The sequence below is a fragment of the Bradyrhizobium sp. CCGUVB14 genome (assembly GCF_024199935.1).
GTDB lineage: Bacteria > Pseudomonadota > Alphaproteobacteria > Rhizobiales > Xanthobacteraceae > Bradyrhizobium.
The window spans coordinates 4,096,396-4,117,705 of record NZ_JANADS010000001.1 but is presented as its reverse complement, the minus strand read 5'-3'; the positions used below and the strand labels follow the sequence as shown (position 1 = coordinate 4,117,705).

The 21,310-nt window shown below is 64.2% G+C and carries 17 protein-coding genes; 7 read left to right on the top strand and 10 right to left on the bottom strand.

The window, feature by feature from the left end; all coding sequences use genetic code 11:
- Positions 1-32 precede the first annotated feature (32 nt).
- The 7 genes from NLM32_RS18910 to deoC all read right to left on the bottom strand — a co-directional run bounded on the left by NLM32_RS18910 (position 33) and on the right by deoC (position 8,211).
- Entirely contained in the window at positions 33-1,472 is a 1,440-nt protein-coding gene (locus tag NLM32_RS18910; protein WP_309144885.1) for an extracellular solute-binding protein, read from the bottom strand.
- A gap of 49 nt (positions 1,473-1,521) precedes the next feature.
- Positions 1,522-2,559 (bottom strand): carbohydrate ABC transporter permease, encoded by a 1,038-nt coding sequence (locus NLM32_RS18905; RefSeq protein WP_254130422.1) that lies wholly within the window; start codon positions 2,557-2,559, stop codon positions 1,522-1,524.
- On the bottom strand, positions 2,556-3,431 hold the full coding sequence (locus NLM32_RS18900; protein WP_254130421.1) for a carbohydrate ABC transporter permease: 876 nt from the start codon (positions 3,429-3,431) through the stop codon (positions 2,556-2,558). Before NLM32_RS18900 ends, NLM32_RS18905 begins: the two co-directional genes overlap by 4 nt.
- Before the next feature lie 7 nt (positions 3,432-3,438).
- Positions 3,439-4,362 carry a ribokinase gene (gene rbsK / locus NLM32_RS18895; protein ID WP_254130420.1) on the bottom strand — a complete coding sequence of 308 codons (924 nt, stop codon included), beginning with the start codon at positions 4,360-4,362 and terminating at the stop codon, positions 3,439-3,441.
- Positions 4,363-4,367: 5 nt separating this feature from the next.
- Entirely contained in the window at positions 4,368-4,823 is a 456-nt protein-coding gene (locus NLM32_RS18890) for an RbsD/FucU family protein (protein WP_254130419.1), read from the bottom strand.
- An 80-nt stretch (positions 4,824-4,903) separates the two neighbouring features.
- Positions 4,904-7,291, bottom strand: a complete 2,388-nt coding sequence (locus NLM32_RS18885; RefSeq protein WP_254130418.1) for an aldehyde dehydrogenase family protein — start codon at positions 7,289-7,291, stop codon at positions 4,904-4,906.
- A gap of 2 nt (positions 7,292-7,293) precedes the next feature.
- Positions 7,294-8,211 carry a deoxyribose-phosphate aldolase gene (deoC, locus tag NLM32_RS18880; RefSeq protein ID WP_254135355.1) on the bottom strand — a complete coding sequence of 306 codons (918 nt, stop codon included), beginning with the start codon at positions 8,209-8,211 and terminating at the stop codon, positions 7,294-7,296.
- A gap of 341 nt (positions 8,212-8,552) precedes the next feature.
- Between deoC and NLM32_RS18875 the strand changes: the two genes are divergently transcribed.
- Positions 8,553-9,347: a DeoR/GlpR family DNA-binding transcription regulator gene (locus NLM32_RS18875; RefSeq protein ID WP_254130417.1), complete on the top strand. Its 795-nt coding sequence runs from the start codon at positions 8,553-8,555 to the stop codon at positions 9,345-9,347.
- 81 nt (positions 9,348-9,428) lie between these two features.
- Here the strand turns inward: NLM32_RS18875 and NLM32_RS18870 are convergent, their stop codons facing one another.
- The 3 genes from NLM32_RS18870 to NLM32_RS18860 all read right to left on the bottom strand — a co-directional run bounded on the left by NLM32_RS18870 (position 9,429) and on the right by NLM32_RS18860 (position 13,201).
- Positions 9,429-10,580 carry a substrate-binding domain-containing protein gene (locus NLM32_RS18870; protein ID WP_254130416.1) on the bottom strand — a complete coding sequence of 384 codons (1,152 nt, stop codon included), beginning with the start codon at positions 10,578-10,580 and terminating at the stop codon, positions 9,429-9,431.
- A gap of 105 nt (positions 10,581-10,685) precedes the next feature.
- Positions 10,686-11,678 (bottom strand): ABC transporter permease, encoded by a 993-nt coding sequence (locus tag NLM32_RS18865; RefSeq protein WP_254130415.1) that lies wholly within the window; start codon positions 11,676-11,678, stop codon positions 10,686-10,688.
- On the bottom strand, positions 11,675-13,201 hold the full coding sequence (locus NLM32_RS18860; protein WP_254135354.1) for a sugar ABC transporter ATP-binding protein: 1,527 nt from the start codon (positions 13,199-13,201) through the stop codon (positions 11,675-11,677). The genes NLM32_RS18865 and NLM32_RS18860 overlap by 4 nt, the downstream gene beginning before the upstream one ends.
- 614 nt (positions 13,202-13,815) lie before the next feature.
- On the opposite strand from NLM32_RS18860, the gene NLM32_RS18855 reads away from it, so the two are divergent.
- The 6 genes from NLM32_RS18855 (at position 13,816) to NLM32_RS18830 (ending at position 21,310) form a co-directional block, all read left to right on the top strand.
- Positions 13,816-15,066, top strand: a complete 1,251-nt coding sequence (locus NLM32_RS18855; RefSeq protein WP_200468655.1) for an ABC transporter substrate-binding protein — start codon at positions 13,816-13,818, stop codon at positions 15,064-15,066.
- A 130-nt stretch (positions 15,067-15,196) separates the two neighbouring features.
- A complete protein-coding gene (locus NLM32_RS18850; RefSeq protein ID WP_254130414.1) occupies positions 15,197-16,024 on the top strand; it encodes an AraC family transcriptional regulator in 828 nt (275 codons plus the stop codon).
- Positions 16,025-16,225: 201 nt separating this feature from the next.
- Entirely contained in the window at positions 16,226-17,236 is a 1,011-nt protein-coding gene (locus NLM32_RS18845) for a branched-chain amino acid ABC transporter permease (RefSeq protein WP_254130413.1), read from the top strand.
- Between the two features lies 1 nt (position 17,237).
- Positions 17,238-18,326 carry a branched-chain amino acid ABC transporter permease gene (locus tag NLM32_RS18840; protein WP_254130412.1) on the top strand — a complete coding sequence of 363 codons (1,089 nt, stop codon included), beginning with the start codon at positions 17,238-17,240 and terminating at the stop codon, positions 18,324-18,326.
- Entirely contained in the window at positions 18,319-19,101 is a 783-nt protein-coding gene (locus tag NLM32_RS18835) for an ABC transporter ATP-binding protein (RefSeq protein ID WP_254130411.1), read from the top strand. Before NLM32_RS18840 ends, NLM32_RS18835 begins: the two co-directional genes overlap by 8 nt.
- Positions 19,094-21,310 (top strand): ABC transporter permease, encoded by a 2,217-nt coding sequence (locus NLM32_RS18830; protein WP_254130410.1) that lies wholly within the window; start codon positions 19,094-19,096, stop codon positions 21,308-21,310. The genes NLM32_RS18835 and NLM32_RS18830 overlap by 8 nt, the downstream gene beginning before the upstream one ends.

Genomic DNA, 21,310 nt, shown 5'->3' with positions numbered 1-21,310 from the left:
CGGGGAAGTCTCAGCGGAGGTCAGTTCTTCAGTTAGTTCTTGGGCGGAAGGCCCATCGCCGCGCGATAGGCGGCAAGTTGCTTCGCGCGGCCGAACTCGTCGGTCAGGCGATTCCATTCCTTCGCGACCGCGTCCAGTGCGGCCTGCGGCGTGGTCTGGCCGGCCAACGCCTTGCCGAGCTCGATCTCCACAACCTCGGTGTAGGAGAAATAGCCGGGCAGTCGCATGTCGAGCGCGACGTTCTTGCCGTTAATAGAGTCGGCCTGGGCGCCGAGATATTCCTTGGCCTCCTGCGGCGAGAAGATCTTGCTCCACAACTCCAGATTCGCGGTGTGCGACTTGCGGTATGGGTTGACACCCGTACCGCCGGTAATCGCGGCTTGGCCAGAGACTTCGGGGCTTGTCAGCGTCTTGACGAAATCCCATGCCGCCTGCTGGTTCTTGCCCACCTTCGGCACGGCAATCTGCCAGCCGCCGAACGCCATGAAGGGTGCCGGCAGCACCGCCGGGAACTTGTCCCACTTCTTGGTCTTGGCGTTCCAGATCTCGTCAGAGCCGGGCAGCACCGCGGAGCCCACCTTGCCGGAGATCTTCGACTGCTTGGGATCGGCGGCGATCACGCCGGTGTCGCCCCAACCGATCGACTCGGCCACCTGGCCGCCGGCCACGGCGGCATTGACCTCGCCGAACGAGAAGTTCAGCGCATTAGGCGGGCCAAGCTTGGAAGCGCGGATGTACTCTTCCAGTCCCTTCACCCAGCCCGGATTATTGATCTGGGCGTCCATCGTTTCGGGGTCGAAGAACATCGCACCCGGATAGTTCGGGTTGTTGGTGTAGGCCGCCGCGTGGCTGAAGAAGAACCAGAACTGCTGGCCGCCGCGGCGGAAAGCTTCCGCCGTGCCCCAGAGACCCTTGTCGGGGCGCTGGAAGAACTCCGCGATATCGAGATATTGCTTCCAGGTCTTTGGCGGCGCCAGGTCGTAGCCGTACTTGGCCTTGAAGGCGTCCTTCTCCTTGGGATCGCTGAACAGGTCGGTGCGATAGGTGTATGTGTGAACGTCACCGTCCATCGACTGCGAATAGATCTTGCCTTCCCACACCATCAGGCGCTCGCGATAGGCCGGCTCGACGTCGTCCCAATCCTTGCCGGACTGCATCTCTTTCGGCATCTCGCTGAGATAGGAGACGAAGTCGGGCAGCCAGGCCGGCGCAAAGCTGACCAGATCGAACGTCGCGTCAGATCCCGTCAGCGACGTAACAATCTTCGGGTAGAGCTCCGACCACGGAAACTCGACCACATTGACCTTGCCGCAGGTCTTCTTGGTCCATTCGTCCGCGCCGAGCTTGAGCGCGGAGGCGATATACGGTCCGGTCTGCGACGCCACCGTCAGGGTGACGCCGGAGTAATCCGGACTACAGGCAGCGTTCGCCTGGCTCGCAGCGCAAGCCATCGCGAGCGAGGTGGTCAGCATCAGAAACGTCCGTCGCAACATCGTCCAGTCCTCCCTAGATGAGTTTTTGCTATTTGATTGCCCCGAGCAGCAGGCCCGACCGCATCATGCGGCTGAGCAGACCTGCCATGATCATCATCGGAATGATGGCGACGAGCGCCGCGGCCGAGATCGCCCACCATTCGTCGCCGCGCTGGCTGTTCTGTCCCGCCACCAAGATCGGCAGCGTCTGCCATCTGGAATTGGTCAGGAACAGCGCGAACAGGAACTCGTTCCAGACGAACGCGAGCGTGATCATGAAGGTCGCCAGCAGCCCGTTCATCGACATCGGCACCACGATGCCGAGGAAGATGCGCCAGCTCGGCACGTTGTCGACCATCGCAGCTTCCTCGACCTCGATCGGGATGGCCTCGAAGAAGTCGCGCATCAGCCAGACCACGATCGGCAACGAGAACGCGACGTAACACAGCGTCAGGCCGACATAGCTGTCGATGAGCTGGAAGCCGAGCCGGCCGATTTCGCTGTAGAGCAGATACAACGCGAAAGCCGTGACGATCGGCGGAAACATGCGTTGGCTGACGAACCAGAACAGGATGTCCTCATTGCCGAGGATCGGCCCCGGCAGCGGCAGGCGATTGGCCAGGATGGCAGCGGCAAGCGCGATCGGGAACGCAAGCAGCAGCGCCTGCGCGCGGGTGAATCCGAGCGAATTGTTGAACAGCAGATAGCCGCCGAGCGCGAGCAGGAAGAAGATCAGGCCCGCGCCAAAGCGCACCTTGAACTCGAACCGCACCAGCGCATAGGCCGCCATCGCGCCGACGGCAGTCGCGATCGCCGCGGCCGACAGGCCGACGATCGTCGAGTTCAGGAAGGTCCGGAAGAACTCGCCACGGATACCCTGATAGAGATCAATGAAGGGCTGCAGGGTCGGCGTGAAATCGACGAACGGAATATAGGTCGGGCCGCCGACCACGCCCGGCGGGGTCTTGAACGCCGTCACCACCACCCAATAGAGCGGAAACGCCGTGATCAGGCACCACGCGAAGACACCGGCCGCGACCAGGCGGCGGCTCCAGCTCGACAGTCCGGTAAGGCCCTGCCCGCTCATCGGCGCTTCTCCAGATGCGGGCGCAGCAACGCCAGATAGGTCACGCCGATGATCGTGATCGCGATCAGGAACAGGAAGCTGAGAGCCGAGGTGTAACCGAGGTTGAACTTCTTGAAGCCCTCCTGATAGGCGAACAGCGTCAGCGTCTCGGTATCCACGCCCGGCCCGCCGCCCGTCATCACGAAGACGGTGTCCATGATCTTGTAGCTCTCGATCAGGCGGATGAAGACGACCGCCGCGGAGATCGGCAGCATCATCGGAAAGGTGATACCCCAGAACTGCTGCCAGGCGCTGGCGTTCTCGAGCTCCGCCGCCTCGTAGACATCCTCGGGGAGCGTTTGCAGGCCGGCCAGCATCATCAGGATGACGAACGGGGTCCATTGCCAGATCTCAACCGCGATGATGCAGGCGAGCGCCCAATGGCCGTTGGTGAGGAATGGCAGGTTCGAGAGGCCAAACATGGACAGGAACTGGTTGAGCGGACCCATGGTCGGATTGAAGATCATGCGGGCAACAAGGGCGACCGCAACCGGGGCCAGCAGCATGGGCAGCAGCAAGGCCACGCGAAACAGCCGCTCGCCCGGAACGCGCGCGTTCAGCGCGAGTGCAACGCCAAACCCGATCACATATTGCAACCCGACGGCGATGAACGCGATCAGCGTCGTCGTGAAGATCGCATTCCAGAAGCGCGGCTCCTGCAAGAGCGTCGCATAGTTACCGAACCACACGACCCGCGGCGGGATCGGCGGTATCAGACGATAGCTGAGGAAGCTCGTGGTGAACGAGTAGATCAGTGGAAAGATCGAGATCGCCAGCACGACGAGCACCGCCGGCCAGATGAAGACATGCTTGATCGGATCGTTCCGCATCATGGGCAGATCATCGCTTCAACAGGGCTTCGATCTCGGCACGCCGCGGCATCGCAGGCGCAGTTCCCGCGCGCGTCACGGAAATCCCGGCCGTGGCCGAACCGAAGCGCGCCGCTTCCAGCGGATCGGCGCCGCCCGCAAGCGCTGCTGCGAAGCCGCCGACGAACGCATCGCCCGCGCCCGCGGTTTCGACCACCTTGCCGGCGGCGAACGGCGGCACGTGCAACGAGCGATCTCGCCCGTGAAACAGCGCCCCGCGTTCGCCGAGCGTGATCAGTGCAGTCCCCGCGCCCTTGGCCAGCAACGCATCTCCGGCGCGGCGGGCGCCGTCAAGATCACTCACCGCGATCCCGGTCAATGCTTCGGCCTCGGTCTCGTTGGGAACGACGTAGTCGCACAAGGCAAACAGGCCATCGTCGAATTTGAGCGCAGGAGCCGGGTTGAATACGGTGATGCTGCCCGCGGCGCGCGCGATCTCGAGACCGCGCTGCGCAGCCGCGACCGGTTGCTCGAGCTGGGTCACGAAGACGCGGCTGGTCCGGATCGCGTCGGCCGCCGCGTCGACGTCAGTCGGGCTGAGGCCGTCGGCCGCTCCGCTCACCACGATGATGGCGTTGTCGCCACGCGTCTCGTGGACATAGATGAAGGCGGCGCCGGTCGGTGCATCCGCAGCCCTGGCCACGCGCGGTTTGATGCCTTCGGTTTCCCAGGTCTTGATGGCGAGATCACCGAAGGCGTCGCGACCGATCCGGGAAATGAAGGTCACGTCCGCGCCCGCGCGTGCCGCGGCCACGGCCTGGTTCGATCCCTTGCCGCCCGGTCCCATGGCAAATCCTGAGCCGGCGATGGTTTCGCCGATCGCAGGCATGTTGCCGGCCCGGAAGGCCAGATCGACGACGAAGATGCCGAGCACTGCGACGCCAGTCTTGCTCATGGTCGTTACTCTCCGTCCGGCGCGATGACGCCCTTGGAGAACAGGAAGCAGCCGTAGAAGCGCCGCTCACCGGTGGCGATCACGCAGTAGGCTGCCTTGGCCTTCTCATAAAAGGCATGGCGCTCGACCCCGACCAGCGGCCAGGAGCGTCCCTCGGCGCGGTCGATCGCGGCCTGCACCTCGCGCTGCACCGGCGGCACCTCCTGCGGCTGGCCGACGATCTCCATGCGGATCGCGGCATCGTCCACGAACGTATCGAGCGGCATCACCGAGAGGATGGCCTCGATCGCCTTGGCCGTGCTGACGTTGTCGATGCGAAGCAGCTCGCCGAACACGGTCTGGCGCGCGATCGAGTCGGCCGGGAAATTGGTGTCGCACACCACGAGGCGGTCGCCGTGCCCCATTGCGCGCAAGGCATACAGCACGTCGGCATTGAGCAGTGGATTGATGCCCTTGAGCATGTTGCGTCCCTCTCTTGTCTTCAAATCCTCCGAACTCTGACGGTCCGGATGCCACCCCATATCACCACGAGGTGACGTCTTTAATCCCCGTAGGGAATCCAGATGTTCTTCACCTGCACCGCATGGCGGAGCAGGATTGGACCTTCGCTCGCCGCCCTGTCGTACCAATCGAGCGCCAGGCCGTGGTCGACCAGCGTGCGCTTGAGGTTGCCGACCGACAGCCGCTCCGCGGCCGTCGAGGCCTCCTGCGAGCCGAACACCCAGAGCCCATCGACGTCGTCGTGCTCGGCAAGGACCTTTGCCAGCGCATCGCGCTCGCCGGTGACGATGTTGACGACGCCTGCCGGCACGTCCGACGTCTCCAGCACCTGATAGAAATCGGTCGCGGCAAGCGGATGCCGTTCGCTCGGCACAGTGACGACACGGTTGCCCATCGCAATCAACGGTGCCACCAGGCTGATGAAGCCGAGCAACGGGGCCTCGTCCGGGCAGGCCACCCCGACCACGCCGATCGGCTCATGCATGGCCAGCGCCACGCCGCGCAACGGCGGTGCGTGGATCGTACCCTCGTATTTGTCGGCCCAGGCCCCATAGCTGAACAGCCGTTCGATACTCGCCTCGACCTCCGCGCGCGCCTTTGCGGGCGAGACGCCGGTCATATCGCCGATGCGCCGGGTGAACTCATCGCCGCGTGCGGACAGATTCTCGGCAAGGTAGTAGAGGATTTGGGCGCGATTATGCGCCGTCGCCCGCGCCCAGCCCTCGGCGGAGCGCGCGGCCGCCACCGCATTACGGATGTCCTTGCGATTGCCTTCGCCGGCTTCGCCGAGGTGCCGCCCTTTCGGCGACAGCACCGCGCGCGAATAATTTCCATCGGGGCGGACTTGCTTGCCGCCAACGAAAAGCTTGGCGGTTCGGTCGATCGACGGCGTGCCAAACCCGGCACCCTCGGTCGAGGCTTCAGGGGATGGCGCCAGCTTGGCTCGCGCTTTCCGCCCACTCCACGCCTTCGGCTTGAGATATTCGGTGAGGCCCTCCCGGCCGCCCTCGCGCCCGAACCCGGACTCGCGGTATCCGCCGAAGCCGACGCTGGCGTCGAACAAATTGGTCGCGTTGACCCAGACCACGCCGGCCTGAAGCTTTGGCGCGATGTCGAGCGCGAGCCCGATGGTTTCGCTCCACACGCTGGCGGCAAGGCCATAACGCGTGTTGTTGGCGAGCATCACCGCCTCATCGGGCGTGCGGAAGGTCATCGCGACCAGCACGGGGCCGAAGATCTCTTCGATCGCCACGGTCGAGGACGGATGCACATTCCAGAGCAAGGTCGGGGGATAGAAGCAGCCTTCAGCGGGGATCGCCCCCGGCGCCTGATACTTCTCGGCGCCCTCCTTGACGCCGGTTTCGACCAGCGCCTTGATCCGCTCGAGCTGCACCGGCGCGACCACCGCGCCCATGTCGATCGCCTTGTCGAGCGGTGGACCAACACGCAGCGTCTCCATGCGGCGGATCAGGCGCTTGCGGAATGTCTCGGCGATGCCTTCCTGCAGCAGCAGCCGCGATCCGGCGCAACAGACCTGGCCCTGGTTGAACCAGATCGCATCGACCACGCCTTCCACGGCGCCATCGATATCGGCGTCGTCGAACACGATGAACGGCGACTTGCCGCCGAGCTCCAGCGTCAGCGACTTGCCACTGCCTGCGGTCGACTGACGGATCAACCGCCCGACCTCGGTCGATCCCGTGAAGGCGATCTTGTCGACATCAGGATTTTCGACGAGCAACGCGCCGGTGGCGCCATCGCCCGTCACCACATTCAACACACCGGGCGGCAGGCCGGCTTCCGCCGCGAGCTCGGCGAACAGCAGCGCAGTGAGCGAGGTGAATTCCGCCGGCTTCAGCACCACGGTGTTGCCGGTCGCCAGCGCCGGCGCGATCTTCCAGGCCAGCATCAGCAGCGGAAAGTTCCAGGGGATGATCTGGCCGATCACACCGACCGGGACATGGTCGGCGAATTCGCGCTCCTGCAATTGCGCCCAGCCGGCGTGATACAGGAAGTGGCGCGCAGCGAGTGGCACGTCGAGATCGCGGGTTTCCCTGACCGGCTTGCCATTGTCGATCGCTTCCAGCACCGCGAACAGACGAGCATGACGTTGCAGCATGCGCGCCAGCGCATAAAGGTGACGGGCACGACCGTGGCCACCGAGCTTTGCCCATTGCGGCTGCGCCGATCGCGCGGCACCGACGGCGGCCTCGACATCCGCTGCGACGCCTTGCGCGAGTTTAGCCAGCGTCTTTCCGGTAGCCGGCTCGATCGTCGTCAGATGCTTGCCCGAGGCCGGCGCGGCAAATTTGCCCGCGATGAAATGCCCGAACGTCGCCTCGTGCCGCTTCAGCCAGGCGCGCGCCTCACCATCCGCCTCGGGAGCGGGACCATAATCCATGGTCTCGTAGTAATGTGCGATGCTCATGCTCAGCCCACGGGGTGACGGTTGAAGGCCGAGTAGCGGCCGGTAACGTGATGCTCAAGCTGCCGCTCGATGTCGGCGAGCAGGCTCGAGGCGCCGACGCGAAACAGTTCCGGCTCGAGCCAATCGCGTCCCAACTCCTCCTTCATCAGGAACTGGTAGTTGAGCACATCCTTCGCCGTCGAAATTCCACCGGCCGGCTTGAAGCCGATCTTGAAGCCGGTGCGCTCCTCATAGACCCTGATCATGCGCAGCATCGCGAGCGTCACCGGCAGCGTGGCATTGACGCCCTCCTTGCCGGTGGAGGTCTTGATGAAGTCGGCGCCGGCCATCATGCAAACCATCGACGCCTTGGCGACGTTGCGCAGCGTCTTGAGGTCGCCGGTCGCCAGGATCGTCTTGAGATGCGCATCGCCGCAGGCCGCGCGGAAGTCCCGGACCTCGGCGTAGAGAGCGCGCCAATCTCCGGTCAGCACGTGCTCACGGGTGATGACGATGTCGATCTCCTGCGCACCGTCCCTGACGGACGCCTCGATCTCCTTGAGCTTGAGATCGTGGGGTATGAGTCCCGCAGGAAATCCGGTCGAGACCGCCGCGACCGGGATGTCATATCCGTCAAGCGCCTCGACCGCGGTTGCGACGAAGCGGTGATAGACGCAGATCGCGCCGGTATGCAGCCCGCGCCCGGCAAAGCCGAGAGCCTCGAGCAGGTCGCTTCGCAACGGCGCCCTCGCCTTGGCGCAGAGCCGCTTCACGCGTTCGGCTGTATCGTCGCCGTTGAGTGTCGTCAGGTCGATGCAGGTGATCGCCTTCAGCAACCAAGCGGCCTGCGCGTCCTTCTTGACGGTGCGTCGGCCCGGCAGGCTCGCAACGCGGCGCTCGGCGGCCGACAGATTGATCCTGATCTCGTCGACCCAGTCCATCTCGAGCGCGCGGCCGCTGTTGCGCGCGATCGGATGCAGATGATTGTGATCCCGCGCATGAGGCTGCGCCGGCACCGCGGATGGATTTGATATCAAGACGCCCTGCGCCATCGGTACGCCCGTGCGATGCTAGCGAATCGGCTGAAACGGCAGATAGACTGAATGTGCCGATTGCAACATGCGACCCTCCCATCCCTTGCCCGCTGGAGCTTCTGCTGCCTGCCATCGCGGACAGCGAAATGCCCTTCGGACCAGATGTTATTATTGTAACAAATTGACGTTGCTAAACTCACATCATTGTAAGATCATTGTCAACCGGATAAGCAGGCTCGGTGACGAAAATGACTGAAACACCGGTTGCACGACCCAGTGAGACCCGCGTCCAGCGGTTGCAGCGGCTGCGTCGCGCCGTCGAGACGAGCGGCGCACTGCATCTGAAGGACGCCGCAGAGCTGCTGAAGGTGTCGGAGATGACGGTCAGGCGCGACCTTGCCGGACCCGAGGCGGCGCTCGCCCTGCTCGGCGGCTACGTCGTCAACGCGGCGTCGCCGACCGGGATCAAGTACACGTTCGAGCAGGAAATCGACCAGCACACCCAGGACAAGCGCCTCGCCTGCCGATCTGCAGCCGCCTCGATCAAGGAAGGCGACACCATCTTCATCGACTGCGGCACCACGATGCAGTCGCTGGCGGATTGCCTGCCTGAGGACATGCCGCTCTCGGTGATCTGCTATTCGCTGAACGTCGCCTCGATCGTCACCCACCGTCCGTCGACGCAGGTGATGCTGATGGGCGGGCTCTACCATCCGTCCTCGCAGTCGTTCTCGTCGGATGACGGCCTGTCCTATCTGCGGCGGCTCGGGGTCAACAAGGCGTTCGTCTCGGCCGGCGGCCTGCATTGGACCCGCGGCGCGAGCTGCTCGAATTTTCACGAAGTCGCCATCAAGCAGGCCGTCATTGCGACCGCGATGGAGAGCATCCTCGTGGTCGACGCCAGCAAGCTCGGCAGCCTCAAGCCGGCGTTCTTCTCCGACGTCAGCTCGTTCTCGCGGATCATCGTCGGTGGCTCCGTGTCGGCAGACACGCGCAAGCACTTCCGCAGCCTCCCCGTCGAATACGTCACCAGCGCAGTCTGATCCGGACGGGGGCTGGTTCGCCCGGATCAGGTCGGCCGGATCGATGCGCGGTCCCGCGGAACCGCGCATCGCTATTGCAGGCTAGTTGCAGGCGGGCTTCGCCTTGTTGCAGGCATCGGTCAGTTCGGCCGGCGGATCCTTCTTGAACACTGTCTTGTAGGACTCCAGCACATTCGACTGCGTCACCGGCAGCGACTGCACACCGACCCAGCCGGGCGTTTCCTTGCCCAGCAGCGCATTCATCATCGCCATCGCTTCGGCGACGCCCTGGTCATAAGGACGCTGCGAGCCGGTCGCCTTCAGCGGACCGCCCTTGGCGATCTCGATGGCTGATTGCAGGCCGAGGTCGACCGTCGTCATGGGAATATCGATGCCCTGGGCGCGCATCGAGCTCAGCGTATCGAGCGCCGGCTGATCCCACACCGCGTAGAGTCCCTTGACGTCGGGATTGCCGGTCAGGAAGTCACCCGCGATCTGCGAGACCTTCGGCGGATCGGTGAAGTCGACCTGCTTCATCTTGATGTCGGGCCGGTTCGCCTTCATCCACTCCCGCACTCCCTTGGTGCGCTCGTTGGTGCTGAAATAGTCGACACCGAAATTGACGAGACCGATGGTGCCGCCCTGCGGCATGCAGGACGCCAGGATCTGCGCCGCGATCTGACCGTTGCCCTGGCTGTCCGCCGAGACCATCGTCGCGTATTCCTCGGGATGCTTCAGGCCGGTCGGGATGCTGTCCATCAGCACGAGCTTGATGCCGGCCTTGGCGATCTTCTTGTAGGTCGGGGCGGTTGCGGTGAAATCGACCGGGATCGAGATGATTCCGTCCGGATGCTGCTGGATGGTGTTCTCGATATCGGCGATCTGCTTGTCCACCTGATATTCGGCGGATGCGACGCCCGTCACCGTCACGCCGTACTTCTTCAGCGTATCGGTGATGCCCTGGATCTGGAGCTGCGACCAGTCGAGGTTGACCGTCTGCATGGAGATGCCGACCTTGAAGTTCTTCTCCTTGATCTTCGCGGCATCCGCCTCCGACAGCGCGAGCACCTCGGGGGAAGCCGCCTTCTCGCCGTGGGGTCCCTGGCCGACGATCGACTTCGGCCCGAGCTTGGCGAGATCGACACCCTTGACGCAGGTCGCGGGCACTTCGGCGCGAGCCGACGGGATCATCGAAAGGGCGGCAGCGGCCGCCAACGCAGTCAAAGGCAAGGTCTGTCGCAAGATTGGCTTCATTGTTTCCTCCATTTTTTGGTCGCCGATTCACCGGAGGGCCAGCGACCTTGCCCCTACCCGCGCCTCGCAATGAACTTGTTGTTCATGCGCCACGCCTGACTTCGACTAGCGTTTCGTGAAAGCAACCGCGGCAACGATGATCGCGCCCTTGATCACGAGCTGCATCGGCGAGCTCACGCCGAGCAGAACGAGACCGTTGTTGAGCGTTCCAATGATCAAGCTGCCGAACAGCGTTCCCAGAATGTAGCCGCGCCCGCCGAACAGGCTGCAACCGCCGAGGATCACAGCGGCGATGACGTCGAGCTCCATGCCCTGCACGACATCTGGCCGCGCGGCATGTGAACGCGCCGACAGCACCAGCGCCGCCAATCCAGCGAGCGTGCCGGTCAGAACAAAGGCCGCCGTCGTGATCCGTTTGGTGTTGATGCCGGAGTAGAGCGCCGCGGTCGGATTGCCGCCAACCGCATAAATGCGCCGGCCGAACACGTTATAATGCAGCAGCAGGATGCCGACGATCATTGCCGCCAATGTCCAGGCGATCGGAACCGGTATGCCGAGGAACGTGCCTTCGCCGAAGATCGCGAAATAGGTCTCGTTGGTGATGATGACAGGCTTGGTGTTGGTCACCATCATCGCCAGTCCCCGCGCCATGCTCAGCGAGCCGAGCGTCACAAGGAACGACGGGATCGACAGCTGCGTCGTCAGGATGCCGTTGATCAGCCCGACCAGCGCGCCGGTGCCGAGGCCGGCCACGGCACCCACGATCCAGCTGTTGTTGATCTGGCTCATCGCGAGCGCGGCCGCCATGCCCGATAGCGCCAACGTCGAGGCAACCGACAGATCGATCTGTCGCGCGATGATGATGAAGGTCATGCCGACCGCGATGATCGATACCAGCGTGGTCTGGCGCCCGATGTTCAGGAAATTGTCAACCGAGAGGAACCATGGCGATGACAGGCTGAACACGACCAGCAGGATCACGAAGGCGATGTACAGCATGTACGGCCGCTCGCCCCGCAGCAGATTCTGGAGAATCCTGCGGCGGCGATCGGATCGGGTCGACGCGGCGACCATGTTGGGAGCAGTCAGTTCGGTCATGCGGGAAGCTCTTGCAAGTGGCCTGGCCCGGAGGCCTGGTACATCTGGAGGAGATGATGCAGCTCTTCGGCATCATCGATCTCGCCGCGCGACAGCGTGCGCGCCACGCGGCCGTCGACGATCACGGAGATCCGGTCGCAGAGCTCGATCAATTCGACGAGGTCGGACGAGACGACCAGGACCCCGCTGCCGTCGCGGACGGCATTCCGGATCACGGCATAGATTTCCTCGCGTGCGCCGACGTCGACGCCGACCGTCGGTTCGTCCAGGAGCAGCACGCGCGGCCGCGGATCATTCCATTTTCCGAACACGACCTTTTGCTGGTTGCCGCCGGAGAGCGTCCTGACCAGGCTGAACGCGCCCGGCGCTTTCACCGAAAGCCTGGCAACCGCGGTTTCCGCGCGCTTCGCCGCAGCGCGTTGCTGCATCCAGCCCCAGCGCGAGAAATGGGGAATCCGCGGCAAGGTGACGTTGCGTTCGATCGAATGATCCAGGACCAGGCCCTGCACGTGCCGGTCTTCCGGCACCAGCGCGATACCCTGCTCGATCGCATCGGCGGGCCCTCCCGGCAGCCATCGCCGGCCCTCGATCTCGATCGCGCCGCTCTCGATCGGCCGGAGACCGAACACCGTCTCCAGAATCTCCGTGCGTCCGCTGCCGATCAATCCGGCGAGGCCGTGGATCTCACCCTTCAGCACGGACAGATCGACGGCGCGGAGCCGGTCGTTGGACACGTCCGACAACGCCAAAACCGACGACGGATCCACGTCGCGCTTCGCGACAGGTTCGGACCGCGGGCCCGAGGGCGCGGATCGATCGGTTCCGACGATCGCGTTCACCAGCCGCTTCATGTCGGTCTCGGCGGTCACAAACGTGCCCGCATTGGCGCCGTCACGCAGCACCGTGACGCGCTGCGAGATCTCGAACACCTCGTTGAGCCGATGGGTCACATAGATCACGCCGACGCCGCGACGCGTCGCCTTCCCGATCGCATCGAACAGAATCCGAACCTCGTCCGATGTCAGCGAGGAGGTCGGCTCATCGAGGATCAGAAGTCGGACCTCGCCCATCAAGGCCTTGGCGATCTCCGTCATCTGGCGATAGGCGAAAGGCAGCGAGCCGACAGTCGCTTTGGTATCCAAGGGAATGCCGAGCTCGTTGAGAAACGCCTCGGCCCTCGCCATCAGCGCGCGCTGGCGGACAAAGCCTAACGCCGCGCGTGGCTCACGGCCGAGCAACAGATTGTCCGCGACGCTCAGGGATTCGACGAGGCTGAGGTCCTGGTAGACGACGGCGATCCCCGCCTCGCGCGACTTCGCCGGGCTGTCGAATTCCACCGGCCTGCCGGCGATCTCGATCGTGCCGCTGTCGAGGGCATGCACACCACTGAGGATCTTGATCAGCGTGGATTTTCCCGCGCCGTTCTCGCCCAGCAGCGCATGTACCTCGCCGGCACGGACCTCGAGGTTGACGTCGCGTAGCGCCCGCACGCCGCCAAAGCGCTTGTTGATGCCACTGACCATCACAAGCGAGGTAGACGTCCCTGGCTCTGCTGTACCCGAACCGGACAATTCCAAACTTTCCTCCCGTCGCCCTGCGAGACGCTGGTACGATGGTGACATATTGTTATTTTTGCAACTTATCTTGTTATAATTCTATCACCTCGGGCGGCCTGTCAATGGCCGATCGCGTGTTGTCGCCGGCTGAATTGAGCGCTGGCTCCGATCGGCCCTCGGGCGCTCCCAGGCGGCGACCTCGGCCGCCACCTCAATGACTTCGGTTTGCCGGATCGATCGTGCACGTGCTGGTTGCGGTTACCCCAAGCGACCGAGCGCAGAGCAGCATCTTGATCGCGGCGGGTCGCCGAGACCACGCGCTGCCGCGACTGCATGAACGATGGGCGATGATGCTGATCACGACGTCGGTGCGCGACGTTGCACCGCGGAACGATTTGCGACGCACCATTCAAAATGAGACTGCCTGTTAAGCCGCGCAGGGCTCCGACGCGTGCGCCGTATCCGAGTTCGGTTAGCCTCCACCTCAAGAACCGTTGGTCTTGCAAAACCGTCGCACCGCGCGACGGACGCGCGAGAGCGCGGTGAAAAACAGCGACAAGAACGTCCCAGGGAGGAGAGCAATGTTGAAAGGCAGTCTAGGACTGATCGCGTTGAGCAGCCTGTTGTTGTCGGGCACGGCCTTCGCGCAGGAGAAGATCAAGGTCGGCGTCACCGCGACGCTCGAAGGCACCTACACCGTGCTCGGCGAGGACGGCATCCGCGGCTTCCAGACGGCACTCAACGTGCTCGGCAAGAAGGTCGGCGACAAGGAACTTGAATTCGTCATCGCCTCGACCGACGCGACGCCCGATTCCGCGGTCCGCGCGGTGCGCAAGCTGATCGAGCAGGACAAGGTGCAGATCCTGCTGTCGCCGCTGTCAGGCGACGAGGGCATCGCGGTCAAGAATTTTGCCAAGACCCATCCCGAGCTGACCTTCATCAACGCCGCCTCCGGCGCCCAGGAAACGACCTATGTCGATCCGGCGCCGAACTTCTTCCGCTACAACATGGACGGCGCGCAGTGGCAGGTCGGCCTCGGCAAATATGCCTATGACGAAAAGAAGTATCGCAAGATCGCGACCGTCGGCGAGGACTATTCCTTCATCTACACTCAGGTGTTCGGCCTCGTGCTCGAATTCTGCGGCGCCGGCGGACAGGTCACCAACCGGCAATGGGTGCCACTCGGCACCAAGGATTTTGCCTCGGTCATCGCCGCGCTGCCTGACGACGTCGACGCGATCTATCTCGGCCTCGGCGGCGCCGACGCCGTCAACTTCCTCAACCAGTACCAGCAGGCGGGCGGCAAGGCCCATCTGATGGGCGGCTCGATCATGATCGACCAGACCATTTTGTCGTCCAAGGGCAACGCCAAGAACGCCCTGGTCGGCACGCTGGCCGCGAGCGGCCAGGCCGATACCTGGGAGGATCCGGGTTGGCAGAAGTTCGTAAAGGATTACCAGGACGCCTTCCCACCGAACAAGCGGTTCCCGAGTCCGTCGCTGCTCGCCACCAATTATTACGGCTCGACCATGGCGCTGATCCTGGCGCTGCGTCAGGTCAACGGCGATCTCAGCGACAACCAGTCCAAGTACAAGGCCGCGCTGGCGAAGATCGAGCTCGATGCGCCCAACGGCAAGATCAAGCTCGATGCCAACCGTCAGGCGATCGGCACCAACTTCGTCACCGAAGTCGTCGACGACGGCAAGGGCGCGTTGTTCTCGAAGGTCGTGAAGGTGATCCCGAACGTGAACCAGACGCTGGGCTACGATCCCGCCGTGTTCGCCAAGATCGGCTTGCCAAGCCGTACAGTACCGGAATGTAAGAAGTACTGACGTAGTCGCATCAGCGACGCCATGACTGATCGGGGAGAGATTTGCGAAGAGCGCGACACGTGCGCCCTTGCATTCTCTCCCCGGTTGTTGAACGCTATCAAAAAAGACAAAAGCTTCCGGGAGAGAAGGCATGAGCCGGGCGCTCGCCGTCTTCCACGGCCGCTTCGGCCGGGCGACGGTCTATCAGTTGAACCGCCCCTTCAACATCCACGCACATCGCGAAGGTCATTTGATCTTCCATGTCGGGGGCCGTCCCGCATGTATCGATGTCAACGATGGACGTTACGAGCTCACCGAAGGCTCCGTCGTCGCGGTCAATCCGTGGGAGCCGCATAATTTCCTCCCGTCTGATCTCGACGGCGGCGCGGTCTTCTTCGTGCTCTATGTCAATGCGGAGTGGTTCGCGCCCGATGCGCCCGGCGCCGACCGCCTGCGCTTCGGACGCACCCAGTTCGCGCGATCGGTCGCGCTGGACAAGCATATCCGGCACGCAGCTGCCCTTGTGTGCGGCGCACCCTCGCTAAATAGCCTCGATGGCGAGCTGAGAAGCCTGATCGACATCTGCTACGACGAAAGCTGGCAGCAGGCCGAGCTCACGCGGGATCCACGCGCGAATGGCTCCATCACCGATTTTCGCGTTCGCAAGTGCATCAAGATGATGTCGGAGAGCCCCGGCGCCGAGATCGAGCTCGATACCATCGCGCGCGAATCCGGCCTGTCGCGACCGCATTTCTACCGGCTGTTTCGCACCCAGACAGGCGTTACCCCTCACCTCTATCTCAACACGCTGATGATGGAGCAGGCGCTGGAGGCGCTGGTGGCGAGCGAAGCACCGATCGCCGATATCGGCTTCGATCTCGGCTTCTCCTCGCAGAGCGGGTTCACCCGTTTCTTCGCCGCCAATGTCGGGATGGCGCCGACCGATTATCGCCGCGCGGCCAAGGTTTTGCGCGGCTGACGAACGCGCGAAAAGATACTCACGATCAAATGCGCTCCCGTGCGTCCCATTAGGATGTGCAGAACGCGATCCCGACAAGAGGATCGCGGTCGATAGGGAGCGCATGTTCATGGCAGGGCTTGCGGCCGGCAACGGTCTGCGTGCCCCCTCACCTCGCTTGAATGCAGAGGGTTGGAGGGACGTAACGATGGAGCGGCGATCATGACCCGCTTTGTCGAACGCCATCCTGCATGGGCGCTGATTGTCATCATCGCCGTCGCAGTCGCGCTGTGGCTGATCTTCGCCGTATGGCCCCCGGGGCTCGAAGAGGCGATCGGCCGCAAGCGCGTGTTCCTCAACGCGGTCTTCAACGGCATCACGCTCGGTGGTCTCTATTTCCTCGTCGCCAGCGGCTTCACGCTGATCTTCGGCCTGATGCGCAATGTCAACCTCGCGCACGGCTCGCTCTATCTGTTCGGCGGCTATGTCGGCTACGCCATCAGCGCCTCGACCGGCTCCTGGATCCTATCCTTCATCGTTGCCTTCATCCTGACGGCGCTGGTCGGCGTCCTGCTTCAGGTCCTGGTGTTCCGCCGCATGGAGGGCCAGGATTTGCGCCAGACCATGGTGACGATCGGGCTTTCGATCGTGTTCGCCGATCTGATGCTGTGGGCCTGCGGCGGCGACTTCTATCAGATCCAGACCCCGAACTGGCTGATCGGCCCCATCGAGCTGCCACTGATCACCGCGGTGAAATCCTCGGGCGAACCGGTCTATCTGCGTTATCCGCTGGTGCGGCTCGTGATCTTCCTGGCTTCCGTGATCATCGGCATCGCGATGTGGCTCGCGCTCAACCGCACCCGGATCGGCATGATCATCCGCGCCGGTGTCGACGATCGTGACATCCTTGCCGCGACTGGCGTGCGCATCCAAATCGTCTTCGTGCTGGTCTTCGCGCTCGGCGCCGGGCTTGCCGGCATCGCAGGCGTCGTGGGCGGCACCTTCCAGTCACTCTCCCCGGGTGAGGACATCCGTTTCCTGCTCGCATCCCTCGTGGTCGTGATCGTCGGCGGCATGGGCTCGATACCAGGTGCCGCGCTCGGCGCGCTGATCATCGGCCTCGCCGAGCAACTCGGCTCGGTCTACATCCCGACCTATGCCATCGTCGTGACGTTCCTGATCATGGTGCTGGTGCTGGCGCTTCGGCCGCAGGGCCTGCTCGCGAGGCGCTGACATGTCCGTCACCCACGATGCCCGCGTCCAGATTCACAAGCCCGCCACGACGGCGCAGCGGCCGGCTGTACGCGGCTGGCCCGACGTCAACAACCCCGCGGCCTGGATCGTGGCGGTCATCCTCCTGATCATGCCGCTGATCGCCAACGGTTTCTTCCTGATCGAGATCTTTGCGACGACGCTGATCCTCGGCACCATCGCGCTCAGCTTGATGTTCCTGGCCGGCTATGGCGGCATGGTCAGCCTGATGCAGCTCACCATCGCAGGCTTCTGCGCCTACATGGTCGCGGTGTTCGGCACCAGCGACAACGCCAATATCAGCCTGGGCTGGCCGTGGTGGCTGGCGGTACCGATGGCGCTGACACTCGCAACCATCTTCGGCACGCTCGGCGGCGCACTCGCGGTACGCACCGAGGGCATCTACACCATCATGATCACGCTCGCGATCGGTGCAGCCTTCTACTATTTCACCAACCAGAACTGGGCGATCTTCAACGGCCACACCGGCATCAACAACGTCGGGACGCCGCGCTTCTGGGGCGTCAACTGGCGCGCCGACATCCCCTTCTATTACATCGTGCTTGCAGTCGCCGCGCTCTGCTATTTTGCGGTCGACTACATCTCCCGGGCGCCGTTCGGGCTCGCGCTCCAGGGCGTGCGCGACAATCCGCGCCGCATGGCCGCGCTCGGCTTCAACGTCAATGCCCACCGCGTCGCCGCTTATGCGGTCGCGTCCTTCATCGCCGGGCTCGCGGGCGTGCTCCAGGTCTGGAATTATCGCCAGATCTCGCCCGGCTCGGTCAGTGTCGGCGCCTGCATCGATATCCTCATCATTGCCGTCGTCGGCGGCATCACCCGGCCGGTCGGCCCCTACATCGGTGCACTGGTGTTCGTGCTCCTGCGCACATTCGCGCTGGATTTCCTGGTCAAGATCGGACTCGACGGCAACCGTTTCCGGCTGCTGATCGGACTTGGCTTCCTCGCCATCGTGTTCTGGTCGTCAGATGGCGTGATCGGCCTGTGGCAACGCTGGCGCCAGAGCCAACGTCCCTCGTCAGATCGCCCGGGCGGAGGGCGCGGCCATGGATAGCGTCGCCCAGCGCCTCTCCGCCGTCGGCGCCGGTGCCGCCCTCGAGCTCCGCGGTGTCACCCGGCTGTTCGGCGCGCTGGCGGCGCTGACCGACGTCACCATCACCGTGCGGCCCGGCGAGCGGCGCGCCGTGCTCGGCTCCAACGGCGCCGGCAAGACCACGCTGTTCAACTGCATCACCGGCGACTTTCCGCCGACATCGGGCACGATCCGCTTCTTCGGCGAGGACGTGACGCACTTCCCGCCCTATGAACGTATCCGCCGCGGGTTGCGGCGGACTTATCAGATCTCCGCGCTGTTCCCCGGCCTCACGGTGCAGGACAATGTCTACCTCGCCTGCCGTGGCGTCTCGCGCGGACGGTTCTCGTTCCTGCGTCCCGGCCAGAACGATGCGCTGATGCACGCGGCCGACGGTCTCGTGCAGGCCGTGCACCTCGCCGCGGTGAAGGATCAGCGCGTCGCCGAGCTCGCACATGGCCAGCAGCGCCAGCTCGAGATCGCGCTGGCGCTCGCCGGCGCGCCGCGCTTCGTGCTGTTCGACGAGCCTGCCGCGGGTCTCTCACCGACTGAGCGGGCCGAGCTGGTCGAGATCCTGACCTCGCTGCCGGCGCATATCGGCTACATCATCATCGAGCACGACATGGATGTGGCGCTACGCGTCGTCGAGAGCGTCACGATGATGCACAACGGCCGCATCTTCAAGGAAGGCGTGCCGGAGGAGATCCAGTCCGACCCCGAGGTGCAGGAGCTTTATCTCGGAGGCGGCCATGAATGAGGTCCGCCGCTCCGCCTCAGCGCTCGAGGTCCGGGGCCTCGACGTCTACTACGGCCATTCACACGCGCTGCAAGGCGTCGACTTCTCGCTCGACACCGGCGTCTTCTCGGTCGTCGGCCGCAACGGCATGGGCAAGACCACGCTGTGCAAGGCGATCATGGGCCTGGTGCCGGTCAGCGGCGGCTCGATCCGCGTCCGGGGCGAGGACATCACACGGCGGCCACCCGCGCATATCGCGCGGCTCGGCGTCGGCTATGTGCCGCAAGGACGCCGGCTGTGGCGCTCGCTGAGCGTCGACGAACATCTGCGGCTCGCCGGGGGCATACGCTCCGGCGCCTGGACCGTCGAGCGCATCTACGACACGTTTCCGCGGCTCGCCGAGCGCAAGGACCATGGCGGCGGCCAGCTTTCCGGAGGCGAGCAGCAGATGCTCGCAATCTCGCGTGCGCTGCTGACCAATCCGCAATTGTTGATCATGGACGAGCCGACCGAAGGGCTTGCGCCCGTCATCGTCGCCCAGGTCGAGGAAATGCTGCTGCAGCTCGGCGAGGACGGCGACATGTCCGTGCTCGTAATCGAGCAGAACATCGGCGTCGCCACCGCGGTCTCGCGCAATGTCGCGATCATGGTCAACGGCCGCATCAACCGCATCATCGACTCTGGCCGGCTGTCCGCCGATCGCGAACTGCAGCAGCGCCTGCTCGGCGTCGGGCTCCACGCCGAGCTCGAACCCGACATCGATGGGTCCACCGCCGGCGGTGAAATGAAGCCGCTCCCGCAACCGACGCGTACCGGCGGACCGATCCGGATCTACATCTCCAATCCGACACCGCCGACACGGTGGTCGCAGCCGGTCCCGATCGGACGCATCGAGGCCGCTGCACGTACGCTCTCGACGCAGGTCGCGCGCCTCGACGAAACCGCACGGCGCAAGCGCGAGCCGGTGACGGCGCAAACCTCCGGACCGCCGGTCGTGTTGGTCGTCGGCACGATCGACACCAAAGGCACGGAGTTGCGCTTCATCCGCGACATCATTACCGAAAGCGGCCTGCGCACACGTCTCGTCGACGTCTCCACCAGCGGCAAGCACGCAACCTGCGATGTCTCCGCGCAGGAAATCGCGCTGAACCACGGCCGCGGCGGCTCGGCCGTGTTCGGCCCGGACCGCGGTGCTGCAGTCACCGCAATGGCCGACGCGTTCGCCAACTGGATCAAGCGGCAGGGCAATGTTGCCGGCGTGATTTCCGCCGGCGGCTCGGGTGCAGCATCACTGGTCGCGCCGGGCATGCGCACCCTCCCCGTCGGCGTGCCAAAACTGATCATCTCCTCGGTCGCCTCCGGCGACGTCGCGCCCTATGTCGGCCCTGCCGACATCACCATGATGTACTCGGTCACCGACGTGCAGGGCCTCAATTCGATCTCGCGCGCGGTGCTGTCGAATGGCGCCAATGCGATCACCGGCATGGTCAAGGCCCGGCTCGATCAGCGCGAGGCCAAGGAGCGAGCGGCGAGCGCCGGACTGCCGTCAGTCGGAATCACCATGTTCGGCGTCACCACGCCGGCTGTGCAGAAGATCGCAGCCGATCTGCGCGACGACTTTGAATGCCTCGTCTTCCACGCCACCGGCGTCGGCGGCCGTTCGATGGAGAAGCTGGTCGACTCCGGCCAGATCGCCGGCGTCATCGATCTCACGACCACCGAGATCTGTGACCTCCTGATGGGCGGCGTATTTCCCGCGACGGAGGACCGCTTCGGTGCCGTCATTCGCACGCGCCTGCCCTATGTCGGCTCGGTCGGCGCCCTCGACATGGTCAATTTCGGCGCCCACGACACCGTCCCCGAGCGCTATCGCGGCCGCAAATTCCACGTCCACAATCCGCAGGTGACCTTGATGCGGACGACAGTGGAGGAGAATGAGCGCATGGGCCGCTGGATCGGCGAACGGCTCAACCAGATGGACGGACCCGTGCGCTTCTTCCTGCCCGAGGGCGGCGTCTCCGCGCTCGATGCCCGCAGCCAGCCGTTTTGGGACCCAGAGGCCGACGCCGCCCTGTTCCGCGCGCTGGAGCGCACGGTACGTTCGACAGGCAACCGCCAACTGATCCGCGTCAAGCAGAACATCAACGATCCCGAGTTCGCCTCGACCATCACAGCTGCGTTCCGAACATTGTTCGGACGCGCCGGGGCGCGCCGGAGACTAGCGAGGTGA